Genomic DNA, 17,243 nt, shown 5'->3' on the forward strand with positions numbered 1-17,243 from the left:
TTGACTGGACTGTCCATTTGCTACTTTACCTTATTAAGCGGATTAGGCACTAAAGTTTTAGCTCGACAACCTACTCAGTATACAGAAAATCAACAAATTACAAACGTCCGAGATTTACAAGATGTTCGTCCCACAGACTGGGCTTATTCTGCTTTGCAAAATTTAATCGAACGATATGGCTTTCCTCAAGGTTATGAAGACGGAACTTTTAGAGGAGATCGCTCTCTAAGTCGCTATGAATTTGCAGCAGCCTTGAACGCTCTGTTAACGAAAGTTGAATTAGATCGCCGATCCTTCCCTCAAGAGGATTTTGAAACCTTAAGCAGATTACAACGAGATTTTGCCTCGGAGTTAGAGACGATTGCCTCAAAAATAGATCGATTAGATAAGCGAGTTAGCGTATTAGAAGATGAGCAGTTCTCCACTACAACAAAATTAAGCGGTCAGGTTATCTTTGCCACAACTGCTGCCTTCAGAGACGATAAAGCAATTCCCGCAGGAGAGTCAACTGAAGATTCAGAAGAAATCGACAATAATTTTACTTTCAGCAATCGTATTCGCTTGTTTTTAAATACTAGCTTCACAGGTCAAGATTTGTTGCGAGTCAGATTGTTAGCAGGTAATGTTCAAAATCTAAGCTCTGCTACGGGTACCAATATGACTCGTTTGAGCTTTGATAATGATACTGACAACCAGCTCGAAGTCGACCAGTTATTCTATCAATTTCCAGTAGCAGACGAGATCGAGATAACTTTACTTTCAGTGGGTACAATTTTTGACGTAGTTGATGTTGCTAATCCCTTGTTGGGAAGTGATGCTACAGGTTCTCCTTTTTTGTTTGGAGTTCGCAGTCCTATCTATCGGGAAAATATTGGGGGGACTGGAGCAGGCATTAGCTACGATATTAGTTCGCAGTTTAATCTGTCTGCCGTTTATTTAGCTGAAGATGCAGCTTCACCCGAAGATGGTTCTGGATTATTTGACGGAGAATTTACTGCTTTGGGTCAGTTTACTTGGAAACCTACCGATTCTGGTCAAATAGCTCTGGCTTATTCCCGTTCATATAATGCTGTTGACATCAATGCAGGTGGACAAAACACGAACGCTCCTTTTGGTGATAGCAGCGATAGTATTAGCGCAGATTCTTTTGGCTTTATTACCAACTGGCAAATTAACTCTCAAATATTTCTTGGTGGTTGGGCTGGCTGGGTACGTGCCGTCGCTCAAGACCTCGAAGATAAACCTACAGCAGAAATTTTATACTATGCTGCTACCTTTGCCGTAACCGATTTCGCTAAAGAAGGGGATTTAACGGGGGTGGTTTTTGGTCAACCCCCCAAATTAATCGAGAACGAGTTTGCAGGAATTGAAGATCCCGATCCCGCCCTCAATTTGGAATTGTTTTATCGTTTTCCCGCCAGCGATCGCATTTCTGTAACTCCTGGATTTTTGGTGATTTTTAATCCCGAACATAACGATAGTAATGACACCATTTATATGGGAACTGTACGGACGACGTTTTCTTTTTAATTCTTTTGATAAAACTAAAATCTGATTAGGCTGATGAATACCGAAACAAATCTTCAAAATCAACAGGTTACGGCAATTATTTCTCACTATATACGTCCCGATCGAGAAACGGGTTACGAAGAGTGGCTGCAAGGAATATCCCAAACTGCGAGAAAATTTGAAGGTCATAACGGAGTAACTATCCTCAGACCAAAATCTAGCTCTGGTGGTGAATATGCAATTATTTTACGTTTTAATAATTATAATAATCTTCGTCAATGGATGCGATCGCCCGAACGTCGAGATTGGATCGAGCGAGCTAAACCCTTAACCGAAAAGCCTGAAAATGTGCAAGTTTTAACAGGATTAGAAGCCTTAGTATCTCTGCCAAATGTCGCCTCAACTCCACCTCCTAAATATAAGACTGCCTTTGTTACCTGGATTGGGGTTTTTATATGTGTATCTACTCTAGGTCATTTTGTTGCCCCGTACTTGGCAGGTTTACCCTATCTATTGCGTCAAGCAATTATTACTGCAATAGTAGTTTTGTTGTTGGCTTATGTAGTAATGCCCAGATTAACCCGCCTGTTTCATGAATGGCTTCACCCATCATAAAATTTGTATTCAAAATCAAATAATCCATACCTGCTGTTTGTTCTTATGACTAATATTACTCAAATACTTACTCCCCACATCAAAGATTTAGGCGGATTCAACGCTCGTCGTAGCTTACCCCATAATGAACGGATGATGGTTGGCTCGTTCATTTTCTTCGACCATTTAGGTCCTGCCGTATTTCTTCCTGGCGAGGGGGTAGATGTCAGACCACATCCTCATATCAATTTAGCAACGGTTACTTATCTGTTTGAGGGTGCATTACTGCATCGCGATAGCCTTGGCAGCGTTCGTGAAATTCAGCCTGGTGCAGTTAACTGGATGAGTGCGGGAACGGGAATCGTTCACTCGGAAAGAAGTCCAGATAGCGATCGCGCTATTAAAAGTACTCTTCATGCAATTCAAATTTGGGTGGCTTTACCCGAATCAGATGAAGAGAGCGAACCTTGGTTTCGTCATTACAAGAGTGCAGATATTCCAACCTGGACGGAGAACGGAGTGAAAATTACTCTCATTGCAGGAGAAACAAGTGGTAAGCTTTCTCCCGTTGAAACTCTCTCCCCTACTATTTATCTCGATCTAGTTTTTACTTCAGGAGGCAAATTTAGGCTTCTTGCCGAGTACAGCGAACGAGCAATTTATAGCGTTACACCAGAAATTATTATCGATGGCAAAGAGCTAGAACAACACCGAATGGCAATCCTTGCCCCTAAAAATGAAGTGGAAATAACTGCCAAAACCGATGCTAGATGTATAGTTATTGGTGGTGAACCTGTAGGAGAACGCCATAAATGGTGGAACTTTGTCTCCAGTCGCCAAGAGCGAATCGAACAAGCTAAACAAGATTGGCAATCGGGTAAATTTCCTCTAGTACCACAAGAAACCGAATTTATTCCACTCCCTGAAGAAGAAACTGCAAGACCACAACCTTTGAGCTGAGAGCATTTGTTAAATACTACAATTCCGTCTCAAGTTTTTGCAACAGTACCCAAATCAGCATTTCATTGAGAATAGCCTTATGACGCATTTAAAATTACAGAGCAAGAATGATTTCGATCATGAGGTTATCCCTCAAACTGATTCTCTCCACGACTCTAACGTCAATCATGCCCCGATCGCGATCGCGCAAGAAGTCGCTGAGTTGCTGAAGCAATCTTATCCATTACAGGCTGATGGAATCGATAACGTAGAATTAATAGACGGAAGCAGTTCTGCTGAACGAGCGACTACTGACTGAGCTGCTTTTAGCTGAGTTGAGATCGGGTGGGATGATGGGGCAATTATATGTCGAATCACTCACTCAAATCCTGGTGATTCATTTACTACGACACTATTCGACCCTAACACAACCGATCGCATCACAAAACAGCAGCTTCACTCGCACCTAGTTGCAGCAGGCGATCGATTACATCCAAGCTTATCTGAATCGAGGTTTGTCTTTGGCTGAATTAGCAAGTGTAATTAATATCAGCCCTACTTATTTTGCCAGTTTGTTCAAACAAGCAATGGGAATCTCTCCTCATCAGTACGCGATTCAGCAGCGGGTGGAAAGGGCGAAAATAGATGCTGATGAAAACGGATTTGGCGATCGCAGACATCGCCTTACAAGTCGGCTTCTCTAGTCAAAGCCCTCTGACGCAATGGTTTAAGCGATTGACTGGAGTAACACCAAAGCAAATTCGCCTTTCATCATAAGAATCTGATAAATCACCATAAGAATTTGAAAGAAATCGAAACTTAGAACTCAGTATACTTTAGATCGATGCAACAAACGTGATGCTAAAAGAAACACAATAGTGTTTCAAAAAAATATCAACTGTACTAAAATAAAGGAACAAAATGAGTAAGCCCAAATTTTTTGTCACCCCTGGCTATGGGGAACGCATGCTGAATGAATTACATTACTCGCAAGCGCTAAAAATTGGCAATCGAGTGGAGATATCAGGACAAGGCGGCTGGGATGACGATCTGCAAATTCCCGAATCGCTCGCGGACGAGATTGCTCAGGCATTTAGGAACATAGAGCGAACCTTGGCAACTGCCGATGCGGGTTGGGAGCATGTTGTCCACGTAAATTCTTACCATGTTGGAGGGTTTCCCCCAGAGGTTAACGATGTGATGGTCAAGCTATTTCGTCATTACATGCCCAATCATGCCCCAATTTGGACAGAGCTAGGTGTCGCGGCGCTTGCACTGCCAACGATGCGGATTGAAATTCGCGCTACTGCAATTGTTCCTTAAGTTTTGCATCAGCGGTAGCTTACTGTCTAGATGAAATTAAAGTTTCTGATTGAGGCACTATGGCAAGCATTCTGCATATCGATTCAAGTCCAAGAGGCGAGCGTTCTAAATCTCGCCAATTAGCTAAAGAGTTCATCACGGCGTGGCAAGACCGACATCCTGATGATGCGATCGCCTATCGCGATCTAAGACAAACTCCAGTTCCTCACGTCACCGAAGACTGGATTGCAGCTTACTTTACTCCTCCAGAAGCACTGACTCCAGAAATGGCTGAACTGCTGAAGTTTTCCGACGAGTTAGTGGATGAATTTTTGGCAGCAGATAGATGTGTTTTCAGCGTGCCAATGTATAACTTCAGCATTCCATCCAACTTCAAAGCCTACATCGACCACATTGTTCGTGTGAATCGCACATTCAGCGATGAAAATGGTCAATTTAAAGGATTTGCGAATGGTAAGAAAGTGTTGTTCATTACCTCACGAGGCGTTGAGTTTGGATCGGGTTCTCCCTATGAAGGATGGGATGCTCAGGAACCTGCACTCCGTTATCCTTTTCAATTCATGGGTGTCACTGATATTCAGTTCATTCATGCCAATGGTTTAGATCTGGGAGATGACGCACGAAAACGGGGGCTAAACGAAGCACGGTCTAAAATTCAAGCGTTAGTAGGCAGTTGGTAGTACCAGCTGGCTAAAAAGATCGCAGACATTGCTTTTTACAAGTAAGTTACTCCAGTCAAAGCAAGTTCGCTTTTCACCATAAGAATCTAAAAGAAGTTAAGCATTAAAACTCAGTGCATTGGCGATAGATAGAAAATCTAATCAGTTTAGGAATGACCGAGAACCCAACATCGGTTGCTCACAGCACCTACTATCTAAAACCAAGAATGGATTATTACCTTAAACTCAACCGAAAAAGTATTATGTCACAAAAACTCTTAGAAAAAGTTGCACTTGTTACTGGCGGCACCAGCGGCATCGGTCTTGCCACTGCTAAACATTTTGTCGCCGAAGGTGCCTATGTTTTCATTACGGGTCGTCGTCAGACTGAACTCGATGCCGCTGTGAAAGAAATCGGTAAGAACGTTACTGGCATTCAGGGCGATGTCTCAAATCTGGCAGACCTCGACCGTCTTTACGCCACAATCGAGCAAGAGCAAGGTCACTTGGATATAATCTTTGCCAATGCTGGCGTTGGACAACCCATCCCGCTCAGATCGATTACCGAAGAACACTTTGACAAAACATTCAACACTAATGTCAAGGGTCTACTTTTCACTGTGCAGAAGGCACTGCCGCTATTACCAGAGGGTGCTTCCATCATCTTGAATGCCTCAACTGCTTCTATCAGAGGCATCCCAGCCTTCAGCGTTTATAGCGCTACCAAGGCTGCCGTGCGCTCGTTTGCCCGCAACTGGATACTCGACCTTAAAGAACGCAAAATTCGGGTGAATGCTATTAGTCCTGGCACGGTTCCGACTCCTGGTTACGATCGCTTTGGACTGAGTGATGAGGAGTTACAGACATTCATAGATAGCGAAGCCATCAGTATCCCGCTGGGAAGAGTCGGCACGCCCGACGAGATCGCCAAAGCCGTTGTCTTTCTGGCTTCAGATGACAGCAGCTTTGTCAACGGCATTGAGCTATTTGTCGATGGTGGCATGGCACAAATCTAAATGGGTGCTGTGTCCGAGTTTCTTTGCAGCTAATGATTTGAGTCGTTATGCTTAATCGATCGAGAATTTCAAAAGTTTGACCAAGAAAAAAGACAAACTCATGCAACCGCAATTAAGTATCTAATAAATTATCAACCTCTGCCCAAAGTTGCCTATCACTTGCCGAACATAGCTATGAAGCGATTGCCATTTACAATCCTCAAGAGAGTAGATATAAGATGGCGTTGACAATTTCTCTTTAATCTATTTCTCTTCGCCTACAATTTTCTACTTCAAATCATTCAAGACTGAAAGACAACATTTGCAAGTCATCTTGAACTTTTATAGTCTTAATGTCTTTCTTTTTATGATTTATTTTAAACTTTTACACTCTATTTTCTTTTTACAAATAGTCTCTGAGAATAATGAAATTGTCATTATGCCAAGTTAAATTACGCGCTTTTAATTTTATTAGCAAATGCTATTTTCCGCGCGCTTGGTACAAACAATATAAATTTTTACGTACTTATTTTTTAATCTTAATCTGCTGTAGCTTTATCTTAACCACCTCGATTTTACCCGCAGTGAGTGCGGATCGCTTGGCTTTTAACTACGGAATTTTTGGCGAGTTTTACATTTCTGTTGCCGATCTAGAAACATTTGCCCAAGAAGTTAAGATTACTCCTAAGTTCAATTATTATGCCAAGCGTGTTAGCCCAGAAAATTTAGCAAAGTTGAGATATTTATTAAATCATAGCTTTGATGTCAATCGAGTCAATGCAAATGTTTTTCTTAACTTACCTATTGGTAAAGAATTAATTAAGGAAATTGCTAAAATCATCAATTCTCCTACTAAGGTAAGCTTGCCTGCTCTGAAAGCCTCGCTGATTTTAGCTGCCAACAAATCGCAAGGAGGACTAAAGGTGCTAGATGTTTTGCGTCTTTATAGTACTAAGACTCTAAAGCTAAACATCGATCGGATTATTGAAGCGGTTGATGAAGCTAACAAAATTTTAGTAGATACAGAAAAGGTATTTCAGATCTTAGAAAATGAAGAAATCGCCAAGGCAGAATATGTTAATTCTTTAGAGCTTAATTCTTTAGTAGATTTAAGTCAAGCTGATACAAAAAAATGGCATCGAGAGTTTTTGACAATCGAACCCAACCAAAATCAAGTTACTGCTTACATTAGCAATCGCCGAATTCAGGGAGTAGTTTACTTACCTGTGGATTCCCACCAACCTGCGCCGTTAATTGTAATTGCTCCAGGATTAAACACTAATTGGCAAGAGTTTGGATATATTGCCAGACATTTGGCTTCTTATGGTTTTGGGGTAGCGACTTTAAATTTTCCTGGGACTAATGCTACACGAGTTAATGCTGTTTTAAATAAGTTAGATACACCGCCATCGGATAATGAATGGATCGAACAGCCGAAAATAATTACTCTGTTGCTAGATGAAATAGAACAAAAATCCCAAAACGATCGCCTGTGGCAAAACAAGCTCGATTTGCAAAAGGTTGGTGTTATCGGTCAATCTTTAGGAGGCTATACTTCATTGGCGATCGCAGGAGCTAAGGTAAACTGGCAGCAGGTGCAGAGAAAGTGTGCCCAATGGAGAAGTCGCGAACAAATTAATCTTAATCCCGCAGTATACTGGCAGTGTCAGAGTAGTACTGCAACTCCACCTAATACGGATTTATCTGATTCGAGAATTATCGCAGCGATCGCGATTAATCCTGTAAGTAATCCTATATTCGATCGAGCTGGAATGAATCGATTAAAAGTTCCTTTAGCGATTGTGGCTGGAGATAAAGATTTGTTTGCACCTGCTTTAGACGAACAGCTCAAGCCATTTACCTGGCTGTCAGACAGCCAAAAATATTTAGTTTTGGTTAAAAATAGTACTCATTTTTCCTTTATTGACGAACAAGACACAAATAATGCTAATGCCGAATTATCTTCACAGATAGAAGATTTGCATTTGGCATTAGCTCGTTCGTATCTTAAGTTTTTGAGCGTGGCTTTTTTTCAAACTTATGTAGCCCAACAACAAGAGTTTAGCAACTATTTAACTGACTCTTATGCCAAAACAGTGAGCAAAGAACAACTTCCTTTGACTATAATCCGTTCTTTAAATAGCGATAAGCTTTCGGACAGGGCTTTCGCCCAAACGCGCGCCAGCGCGCTAAGACGCTTTGCGTCTGTGCTTCGCTACGTGTCCCAGAATTGATTGCGGAACAATATTAGGTAGTGTAGTAAAGATGTGAAAGCGATTAAAATATCTTGTTGAGAAGCAGTGTGTATTTGATTTATCTTTGCCATAATCGCTCTATATTTAATTGTTGCATCGAGCTTTGAGAGAATTAAGACTGATGCAAGACCTTTGAATTTTTGACATCCACTGTTTTGTAAGGACTACATTTGGCTATGACTACGATACTTTTGCAGCAATTTGAACGTCTATTAATAGAGATGCAAGATGTGGGGCAAATGATATAATATACTGTGGGAAAAGGTTGACAATACTTCACTGAAAGAGAGTTTAATGTGATTGCCCTACCCGGAGTCGCCATTCACAGCAAAATCTATGAGAGTCCGACTTCTCTATTGTATCGGGGGGTTAGAGAGCAAGATAATTGTGCAGTAGTTGCTAAAGTTCTCAAGCAGAATTATCCTTCTATTCAAGAATTAACTCGTTATCGACAAGAATATGAAATTACCTGTTCTCTTAATATTGAAGGTGTAGTAAAAGCTTACAGCCAGCAGGATTATGAGCGATCGCTCGTCATCTTTCTAGAAGATTTTGGTGGGGAATCTTTAGAGTACTGGATAGGGCAGAAATATGATTTCTGCCCCATGCTTTTATCAACGTTTCTAGAGCTGGCGAGCGCCATTACTGATACTCTAGGCAAAATCCATGCGGCTCATGTCATCCATAAAGATATTAATCCTGGCAATATTGTCTTTAATCCGGGGACTGGCGTTGTCAAAATCATTGATTTTGGCATTGCCACTCGCTTCAGTCGCACCAATCCCACATTCAAAAATCTCTATCTTCTAGAAGGAACCCCCGCCTATTTGTCGCCAGAGCAAACCGGGCGAATGAACCGGATGCTCGACTATCGCACCGACTTTTATTCATTGGGTGCAACCTTCTACGAACTGTTGACGGGACAATTGCCGTTTCCCACCAGCGATCTCCTGGAACTAGTTCACTGTCACATTGCTACACCGCCGATTCCCCCGCATGAATTGAATGCTACGATTCCCCAACCTGTTTCAAACCTGATTTTGAAACTGATGGCAAAAAATGCAGAGGATCGTTATCAAAGTGCCTGGGGCATCAAAGCAGATCTAGAGCGCTGTGCCCAACAACTGGCAGAAATGGGGCAGATTAACGCTATGTCGTTGGGACTGCAAGATGTTTCCGAGCAGTTCCGCATTCCTCAAAAACTGTATGGGCGAGAAGCGGAGATTGCAGCATTATGGGTGGCGTTTGACAGGGTGGCAGAGAGTAAGGCAGTCCGTGAAATGATGCTGGTCTCTGGTTACGCTGGCGTTGGCAAAACAGCATTGGTACAGGAACTCTTTAAACCGATCGCCGCAAAGCACGGCTATTTTATCTGGGGTAAATTTGACCAATTTCGGCGCAATATTCCCTACAGCGCGATCGTCGATGCTCTGCAAAAATTAGTGCTGCAACTATTGGGCGAACCCAATGAACAGGTGGAAGTATGGCGATCGCGTTTACTCAGTGCTCTGGGCAGCAATGGACAAATCATCATTGATGTCATCCCCGAAGTTGAGTTAATCATTGGCAAGCAACCACCTGTGCCCGAAGTTGGAGCAACAGAAGCACAAAATCGCTTCAATCTCACGTTTCAAAGATTTGTGCGGGCGTTTTGTACAAAAGAGCATCCCCTGGTCATTTTTTTAGACGATCTGCAGTGGATCGACTCTGCGACGTTGAAGCTAATCGAACTCATCTTGCTTGATGAGCAGATTCAGTATCTGTTTTTGATCGGAGCCTACCGAGATAACAAACTGACTCCAATGCATCCATTGGTCTTAACACTAGAGAGCATGCGAAACCAGGGAGCAGTACTTCAGGAAATCACCCTGGCTCCCTTAACGCTGGAACCGTTGACTCAACTGGTGGCTGAGACATTACATCGCAATCGTGATACCGTTCGTTCCTTAGCCCAAGTCGTGTTGCGGAAAACCGAGGGAAATCCTTTCTTTGTTGGTGAATTTTTGAAGCTGCTGCATAGCGAAAACTTGTTAACCTTTGATGCCCAACAGTTGAGTTGGCAGTGGAACCTAGCTGAGATTGAAGCTCAAGATATCACCGATAATGTGGTGGAGTTGCTGCTGCGTCAGTTGCAGAAGTTGTCGGAAGCAACACAGCAAGTTCTCTCCATCGCCGCTTGTACTGGGGCTGAATTTGATTTAGAGACATTGGCGATCGTTTGCGAAAAATCGCCGAAAGCAATTTTTCAGGATTTATTAGCAGCGATCCAAGCAGGATTAATTCAACCTCTGTCTGACTTGGACGAAGACTTGTTGGTTCAAGAATATAAGTTTCTGCACGATCGCGTTCAGCAAGCGGCTTATGCTTTGATTGATGAATCGCAGAAACAGGTTGTTCATCTCCAAATCGGTCACAATTTGCTCGAAAAAACTTCACCAGAGCAACGGTCCGATCGGTTGTTTGAAATCATCGATCATCTCAATCAAGGACTTGAGCTAGTCACTACTCGATCGGAACAAACTGAAATTGCTAGATTGAATTTAATGGCAGGTCAGAAAGCAAAGGCAGCAACGGCTTATGAAGCAGCTTTTAAGTATTTTACTACAGGGATTCAACTCTTTAATTCAGAGAGTTGGCAGAGTGAGTACGATCTCACCTTAGCGCTGTACTCAGAAGCAGCAGAAGCGGCGTATCTCAAGGGTTGCTTTGATGAGATGGAACAGTTGGTGGAAGTGGTACTCGGTCGTGCCAAAACAGTGGTTGACAAAGTTCAAGTTTACGATAGCAGCATTCAAAGATATTTGTCACAGGGCAACCTGAAAGAAGCACTCAAAATTGGCTTGGAGGCGCTGAAGCTCCTAGGAGTGATTTTACCAGAAGATCAAAGTGAGTTAGATGTTCTAGGCGGATTGGAGTCAACGTCGGTACTACTTGCTGAACGAGAAATTGAAGACTTGATTAATTTACCAGAGATGACTGCACCAGAACCGCTAGCAGCAATGTCAATCCTAGCGAATATAGGGTCTGCTGCATTCATAGCATCACCAGCACTTGTGATACTGATTGCTTGCAAAATGGTGAATTTATCAATCAACTACGGCAATGCTACCTGGTCACCACTGGGCTGTGCTGGCTACGGGTTTGTTCTATGTGGAGTTGTTCGAGACATTGAACTCGGCTATAAATTTGGTCAATTGGCTCTTAGCTTGGCGGAACGATTGAATACCAAAAAAGGCAAGGTTAAAGCATTACACATATTTAGTTACCATGTTATGCAATGGAAAGTACATCTTAGGGAGACGATACCACTGCTAGTTGAGGCTTATCAAGAAGGAGTGGAAGCCGGAGACTTTGAAATCGCTAGTTATGTTGCATATACCGTGTGCCACCACTCGTTTTTTGTCGGTGAGGAACTCACCCAACTGGAACAGAAAATGGCAACCTACAGCAAAGCGGTTGCTCGAATCAGACGGGAAAGCCCCTCGACTTGGATTGCGATAGTGTGGCAGACCACTCTTAATTTGTTAGATAGGGCTGAGAATTCCAGCCGCTTAGTTGGTCGGGTTTTTAATGAAGAGGAGGCGTTACCACACGCTATTGCAGTTAAAGATGGAATTGCAATTCAAATACTCTATTTGCACAAAGTCATGTTGTGTTATCTATTTGGAGAACACCATCAAGCTGTACAGACTGCTATTTTGGCAAGGCGACATTTTGAAGAAGCGTCGGCAGTAAAGCTTTTACCTGTATTCTGTTTTTATCATTCTCTGGCGCTTTTGAGTCTATCGCTCGATGCTTCAAACTCTGAAAAAGCCGCTTGGCTAAACTGTGTTAACACCAACCAAGAAAAGATGCAAAAATGGGCGAGTCATGCCCCAATGAATTATCTACATAAATCTCATTTAGTCGAAGCAGAGAAAGCGCGAGTCTTAGGGCAATTCTTTAAGGCTGAGGAACTTTACGAACGAGCGATCGCAGGTGCTGCTGAAACTGAGTATATCCAGGAAGAAGCATTAGCTTATGAGTTAGCGGCTAAACATTATCTAGCGCGAGGTCGCGAAAAAATTGCTCAAACATACATAAAAGAAGCGCACTATTGCTACGATCGCTGGGGCGCAACTGCTAAAGTTAAAGACTTAGAAAAACGCTATCCACAGTTCTTTTTTCAGTCGTCTAGAGCCGCTTCCACATCAATTCCTGTTACTGCTGAAACTATCTCTAATCCCTTCCATACTGATTTCGATTTAGCAGCAGTAATGAAAGCTTCACAGGCGATTTCTCGTGAAATTGAACTGAAGCAATTGCTGCGATCGCTGATGCAAATTTTAATTGAGAATGCTGGCGCACAAATCGGATATTTGATTTTAGAAAACTCAGGAGAATGGTCAATTGAAGCGGCTTGTGAACTCAATGCCGATGAGAATGCTTGCGCGACTCAGGTGTTACAGTCTATTCCAATTGCCGATCGACTGCCAGAATCAATCATTCAATATGTGATTCGGACTCTGAAACCTGTCGCCTTAAATGATGCAACTCGTGAAGGTACTTTTATTAATGAGCCATACATTCAACAGAACCAGCCTCAATCTATTTTCTGTTTGCCACTGCTGAATCAAGCCAAGCTGGTCGGTATATTGTATTTAGAAAATCGGTTAGCAATCGGAGTATTTACACCAGAGCGATCGCAGGTCTTGCAGCTATTGTCAACTCAAGCAGCGATCGCCATCGAAAATGCCAAGCTTTACTCAGAACTGCAGGCTAAGGAAAGCAAGATCGCCCAGTTCCTCGAAGCGATTCCGGTGGGTATTGGGATCGTGGATGCGGCGGGTTGCCCTTACTATGCCAACCAATGCGGCAATCAACTCCTGGGCAAAGAAACTGATACTTCTATAGCACCGGAGCAGATCTCAGAGGCTTATCAACTTTATGTAGCAGGAACGGATCGAATCTATCCAGCGGAGAGCTTGCCTGCTGTGCGGGCATTAAGGGGCGAACGCACTAGGACTGAAGATATAGAAATTCGTCGAGATCGTGTCTCAATTCTACTTGAGGCACGGGGAACACCCGTTTTCGATCGCCAGGGCAATATCACTTATGCGATCGCTACCTTTCAGGACATTACAGAGCGCAAACAAGCCGAGAAACTCCTAGCTGACTACAACTGCACTTTAGAGCAACAGGTCGCAGAACGAACTGCTGCATTACAACGAAGCGAAGCCAAGTTCCGAACTATCTTTGAAAACTCGCAGGTTGGCATCTACCGCACTCGCCTCTCTGATGGATTAATTCTCGAAGCCAATCAACGCTTTGCCGATCTGTTTGGCTTTGATTCACCCGATGAAATGATTGGGTTTGAGCATACTGTAAACTACTATGTAAATCCCAACGTTCGCCAACAAGCCATTGAGATGATGAAGCGGGATGGGGAAGTGCGAAGCTTTGAAGTCCAGATACGAAAACGAGATGGAACATTGCTTTGGGGACTTTTCTCTTCTCGTCTGAATGTTGCTGATGAATGTGTAGAAGGAGTGGTTGCAGATATTAGCGAACAGCAAACTGCGCTACACGAACGCAAACAAGCACAAGTAGCCTTACAAGCCTCAGAGTCAAAGCTACGGACTCTAATTGAGGCAATTCCCGATCCATTATTTGTACTGACTGCTGAAGGGCAATTCCTTGAAATAATCGCACAGGAACCAAATCTACTATGGCACCCCTTTGAGGAGATGATTGGTAAAACCATGCACCAACTCGGAAAGGAACAAGCCGATGAATTTCTAAGTTATATTCAGCAGGTGCTGAGAACCCAACAAATCCTCACGGTCGAGTACAGTGCCTTTCTAAATGGACGAGAAGCCTGGTTTTCGGCTCGCATTGCCCCAATCAATCACGACCGGGTGATTTGGCTAACGCGAGATATTACGGCGCAAAAGCAAGCAGAAGCAGCCTCGATTTTAGAAGAGCGTAACCGCATGGCACGCGAAATTCACGATACCCTTGCTCAGGCGTTTACAGGCATTCTGGCTCAAGTAGGAGCGGCAAACCAGGTACTAACGGATGATTTAGAAGCAACTCAAGCACATCTAGACCTGATCAAAGAACTGGCGCGAACTGGACTGACTGAAGCGCGGCGATCGGTCGTCGCGCTCCGTCCTCAGCTTTTGGAGGAGGGCAATTTACAGAGTGCTCTTCATCGTCTTATCGCTCAAATCAGAACTGCCGCATTGGATGCCACTTTATACTATGAGATCGAGGGGGCAATGTATGCTCTACCGACTGAAGTAGAGAGTAACCTACTGCGGATTGGGCAGGAAGCCTTAACCAATGCGATTAGACATGCCAATGCTGACGAAATTCGTGTGGATCTGCTCTACGATCGCGAGCGATTTTGCTTGCGGGTGAAAGACAATGGTCAGGGCTTTGGAGTTGGGAGTATTCCCTGCTCGGAGGGTTTTGGCTTACTCGGCATGAGCGAACGGGCAGAGCGCATCGGCGCACAACTCACGATTAGGAGTCAACCTGGACAAGGAACAGAGATTATTGTCACCGTCAATCGGGAGTAGCGCAATGAGCCAAACCACAACCATTCGAGTTCTGATTGCGGACGATCATGCCATTTTTCGACAAGGATTAGCCACGATTATTAACCGTAACCCAGAGATGCAGGTGATTGCCCAAGCTGAAAATGGGGAACAAGCGATCGCGCTATTTGAGGAACACCAACCGGATGTCACGCTCATGGATCTGCGAATGCCTGAAGTAGAAGGAGTTGCCGCCATCGGTGCCATTCGTGCTGCCGCTAAATCTGCTCGGATTATTGTACTGACAACATATGATAGCGATGAAGATATCTATCGGGGATTGCAGGCAGGCGCAAAAGGATACCTGTTAAAAGAAACTGAACCTGACGAGCTTCTAAATGCTATTCGCACCGTTCATCGGGGGCAGCAGTATATTCCGCCTAATGTAGGAGCAAAGTTGGCAGAGCGCCTCAGTAATCCAGAACTGAGTGAAAGAGAACTAGAAGTACTCCGCTCACTGGCTCAGGGGATGAGTAATGCCGAGATTGCGGCAGCTTTGAGTATTAGTGAAGGCACGGTTAAATCTCATGTTAATCGGATTTTGAATAAATTAGATGTGAGCGATCGCACCCAAGCTGTGATTGTTGCCGTTAAACGCGGCATTGTCTGTTTGTAGATCTTTTGATTGAAATCGGATTCTAACTTGAGTTAGAGCCTACCTTCTATTTTAAGAAGAAGCGGCTGCTCCATCAAATTACAGTGTAAAAATTTTAACTCACTGTAGACGACAACTAAAAGTAAATTACCTATATTAAATTTATGTAAATCGTACGGGAGTAAATGGATTGAGCAAGTTAATTACAAGGTTCTGTGTTTGATGCAGATGTAAAAAGATGAACGACGAGCGTAACCGCAGTTCCTTACTTGTGCCACCTTCAACCCAAGACTGGATGCAAGGTGTGCTAAGTGCCAAGGTCGTGCTGGTGATGTATGGAGATTATCAAGATTTCAGAAGTGCAGATGTTTACAAGCTGATTAAAGGGATTGAACGAGAGCTTAGTGCTTTCTCAGGGGAGGATTATTTATGCTTCATCTTCCGCCATTTTCCGCAAACACAAATTCATCCTAATGCTAAACGGGCAGCCCAAGCTGCCGAGGCCGCCGCTGCCCAAGGACAGTTTTGGTTAATGCACGATACTTTATTTGCCCATCAACAAAAGTTGGAGAATGGTTATCTTGTCGAGTACGCCAATGATTTAGGGCTTGACATTCCTCAATTTCTTAAAGAGTTATCTAAACAAGTGCATGTCGATCGTATCAATGAAGATATCGAAAGCGGAATGCAGAGTGGTGTAACAGCAACCCCAACTTTATTTATCAACGGCATTCGCTACAGCGATCGCTACAACAGAACACGGTTAATGGCTGCTCTAAGCAATCTTGCCAATTAAATCAATCGAGAAATGTTTAGTAAAAGGAGAATTCCAATGACAATTGATAGTAATTTTATGACAGAACTACACATTCACCTGCAGCCCAGTCTAGTCAAACAAGTTGCTGAAACGGCTGAAATGGATTCAGAACGACTTAATCTGGTGAACTATTTTGCCAAGCAAGACTTGCAGCTTCAGCATATCGCCATGCTGCTAGCTGAGTTGCGCTCAGCTGGTATGATGGAAAAATTGCATGTTGAATCGTCGTCTCAAGCGTTAGTGATTCATTTGTTACCCCACTATTCTAAGGGTGTACAAATTGTTGCGCCTGAAAATAAGAACTCAACTTACAGCTACTTGCATCAGGTAATCGATTACATTCATACTCACCTCGACCGAAATTTATCGCTGGCTGAACTGGCGAGCATTATTAATATCAACCCAACTTACTTTGCTAGTTTATTTAAACAGACCATAGGAACTTCGCCGCATCAGTATGTGATTCAACAGCGAGTGGAACGGGCGAAAATGATGTTAAAGAAAACAAATTTGGCGATCGCAGACATCGCCCTACAAGTTGGTTTTTCCAGCCAAAGCCACTTGACGCAACAGTTTAGGCGATTGACTGGAGTAACACCAAAGCAAATTCGCCTTTCACCATAAGAATCTAATTGGGGAAGAGTTTAACTGCTCTACAGTTGTGGTAATGTAGTAATAATGTTGAAGCAGCTAGATTTCTCTCTCAAATTCATACTTATTGATATACAAACCAATTACTAAATCGTGCATCTGAACTATTTTAGAGAAACAGATAGATTTCCTTTGTAATCTTTTAATTCTGGTTCTCAAAGCTAAATGCTTTCTCTCAATTGTCTTGGTGCGCGTTCCGCACGAGCAAAGCTCGAAGTCGCTTAGGCGTAAGACGGCAGCAAAGCTGCCCGCAAGCAGGGCTTGCTTGAGCCACTAGGCTCTGTTACGCGCAAACGCCATGCCCTGGAGGGCATCGCCTTTCCAA

14 protein-coding genes and 1 pseudogene are annotated in these 17,243 nt (G+C 43.3%); 14 read left to right on the forward strand and 1 reads right to left on the reverse strand.

Annotation, left to right across the window (positions count from 1 at the left end; all coding sequences use genetic code 11):
• From KV40_RS24875 to KV40_RS24935, 14 genes are all read left to right on the forward strand, one after another.
• On the forward strand, nucleotides 1-1,530 hold the full coding sequence (locus tag KV40_RS24875) for an iron uptake porin (protein WP_052055935.1): 1,530 nt from the start codon (nucleotides 1-3) through the stop codon (nucleotides 1,528-1,530).
• Nucleotides 1,531-1,563: 33 nt separating this feature from the next.
• Entirely contained in the window at nucleotides 1,564-2,124 is a 561-nt protein-coding gene (locus KV40_RS24880) for an antibiotic biosynthesis monooxygenase (protein WP_036487033.1), read from the forward strand.
• A gap of 45 nt (nucleotides 2,125-2,169) precedes the next feature.
• Nucleotides 2,170-3,063 carry a pirin family protein gene (locus KV40_RS24885; protein WP_036487035.1) on the forward strand — a complete coding sequence of 298 codons (894 nt, stop codon included), beginning with the start codon at nucleotides 2,170-2,172 and terminating at the stop codon, nucleotides 3,061-3,063.
• Nucleotides 3,064-3,142: 79 nt separating this feature from the next.
• The gene (locus KV40_RS24890; RefSeq protein WP_036487037.1) at nucleotides 3,143-3,361 is read left to right on the forward strand and encodes a hypothetical protein; all 219 of its coding nucleotides are present in this window, start codon (nucleotides 3,143-3,145) and stop codon (nucleotides 3,359-3,361) included.
• Nucleotides 3,362-3,512: 151 nt separating this feature from the next.
• Entirely contained in the window at nucleotides 3,513-3,746 is a 234-nt protein-coding gene (locus KV40_RS24895; RefSeq protein ID WP_216595711.1) for an AraC family transcriptional regulator, read from the forward strand.
• Nucleotides 3,694-3,819 (forward strand): AraC family transcriptional regulator, encoded by a 126-nt coding sequence (locus KV40_RS37440; protein WP_216595712.1) that lies wholly within the window; start codon nucleotides 3,694-3,696, stop codon nucleotides 3,817-3,819. The genes KV40_RS24895 and KV40_RS37440 overlap by 53 nt, the downstream gene beginning before the upstream one ends.
• Before the next feature lie 144 nt (nucleotides 3,820-3,963).
• A complete protein-coding gene (locus tag KV40_RS24900; protein ID WP_036487038.1) occupies nucleotides 3,964-4,365 on the forward strand; it encodes a RidA family protein in 402 nt (133 codons plus the stop codon).
• 59 nt (nucleotides 4,366-4,424) lie between these two features.
• Nucleotides 4,425-5,045, forward strand: a complete 621-nt coding sequence (locus tag KV40_RS24905; RefSeq protein WP_036487039.1) for an FMN-dependent NADH-azoreductase — start codon at nucleotides 4,425-4,427, stop codon at nucleotides 5,043-5,045.
• A gap of 242 nt (nucleotides 5,046-5,287) precedes the next feature.
• Nucleotides 5,288-6,040: a glucose 1-dehydrogenase gene (locus tag KV40_RS24910; protein ID WP_036487056.1), complete on the forward strand. Its 753-nt coding sequence runs from the start codon at nucleotides 5,288-5,290 to the stop codon at nucleotides 6,038-6,040.
• 563 nt (nucleotides 6,041-6,603) lie between these two features.
• Nucleotides 6,604-8,253 carry an alpha/beta hydrolase gene (locus tag KV40_RS24915; RefSeq protein WP_172657337.1) on the forward strand — a complete coding sequence of 550 codons (1,650 nt, stop codon included), beginning with the start codon at nucleotides 6,604-6,606 and terminating at the stop codon, nucleotides 8,251-8,253.
• Nucleotides 8,254-8,570: 317 nt separating this feature from the next.
• A complete protein-coding gene (locus tag KV40_RS24920) occupies nucleotides 8,571-14,837 on the forward strand; it encodes an AAA family ATPase (protein WP_036487040.1) in 6,267 nt (2,088 codons plus the stop codon).
• 4 nt (nucleotides 14,838-14,841) lie between these two features.
• Nucleotides 14,842-15,471 (forward strand): response regulator transcription factor, encoded by a 630-nt coding sequence (locus tag KV40_RS24925; RefSeq protein ID WP_036487041.1) that lies wholly within the window; start codon nucleotides 14,842-14,844, stop codon nucleotides 15,469-15,471.
• Nucleotides 15,472-15,688: 217 nt separating this feature from the next.
• Entirely contained in the window at nucleotides 15,689-16,246 is a 558-nt protein-coding gene (locus tag KV40_RS24930; RefSeq protein WP_036487042.1) for a thioredoxin domain-containing protein, read from the forward strand.
• A 36-nt stretch (nucleotides 16,247-16,282) separates the two neighbouring features.
• Nucleotides 16,283-16,891 (forward strand): AraC family transcriptional regulator, encoded by a 609-nt coding sequence (locus KV40_RS24935; protein ID WP_052055937.1) that lies wholly within the window; start codon nucleotides 16,283-16,285, stop codon nucleotides 16,889-16,891.
• A 66-nt stretch (nucleotides 16,892-16,957) separates the two neighbouring features.
• On the opposite strand, the pseudogene KV40_RS33695 reads toward KV40_RS24935, so the two are convergent.
• Nucleotides 16,958-17,107, reverse strand: a pseudogene (locus KV40_RS33695) (IS1 family transposase); the annotation flags it as partial.
• Nucleotides 17,108-17,243: the final 136 nt, after the last annotated feature.

Origin of the sequence: Myxosarcina sp. GI1 (assembly GCF_000756305.1) — a bacterium.
Classification (GTDB): Bacteria; Cyanobacteriota; Cyanobacteriia; order Cyanobacteriales; family Xenococcaceae; genus Myxosarcina.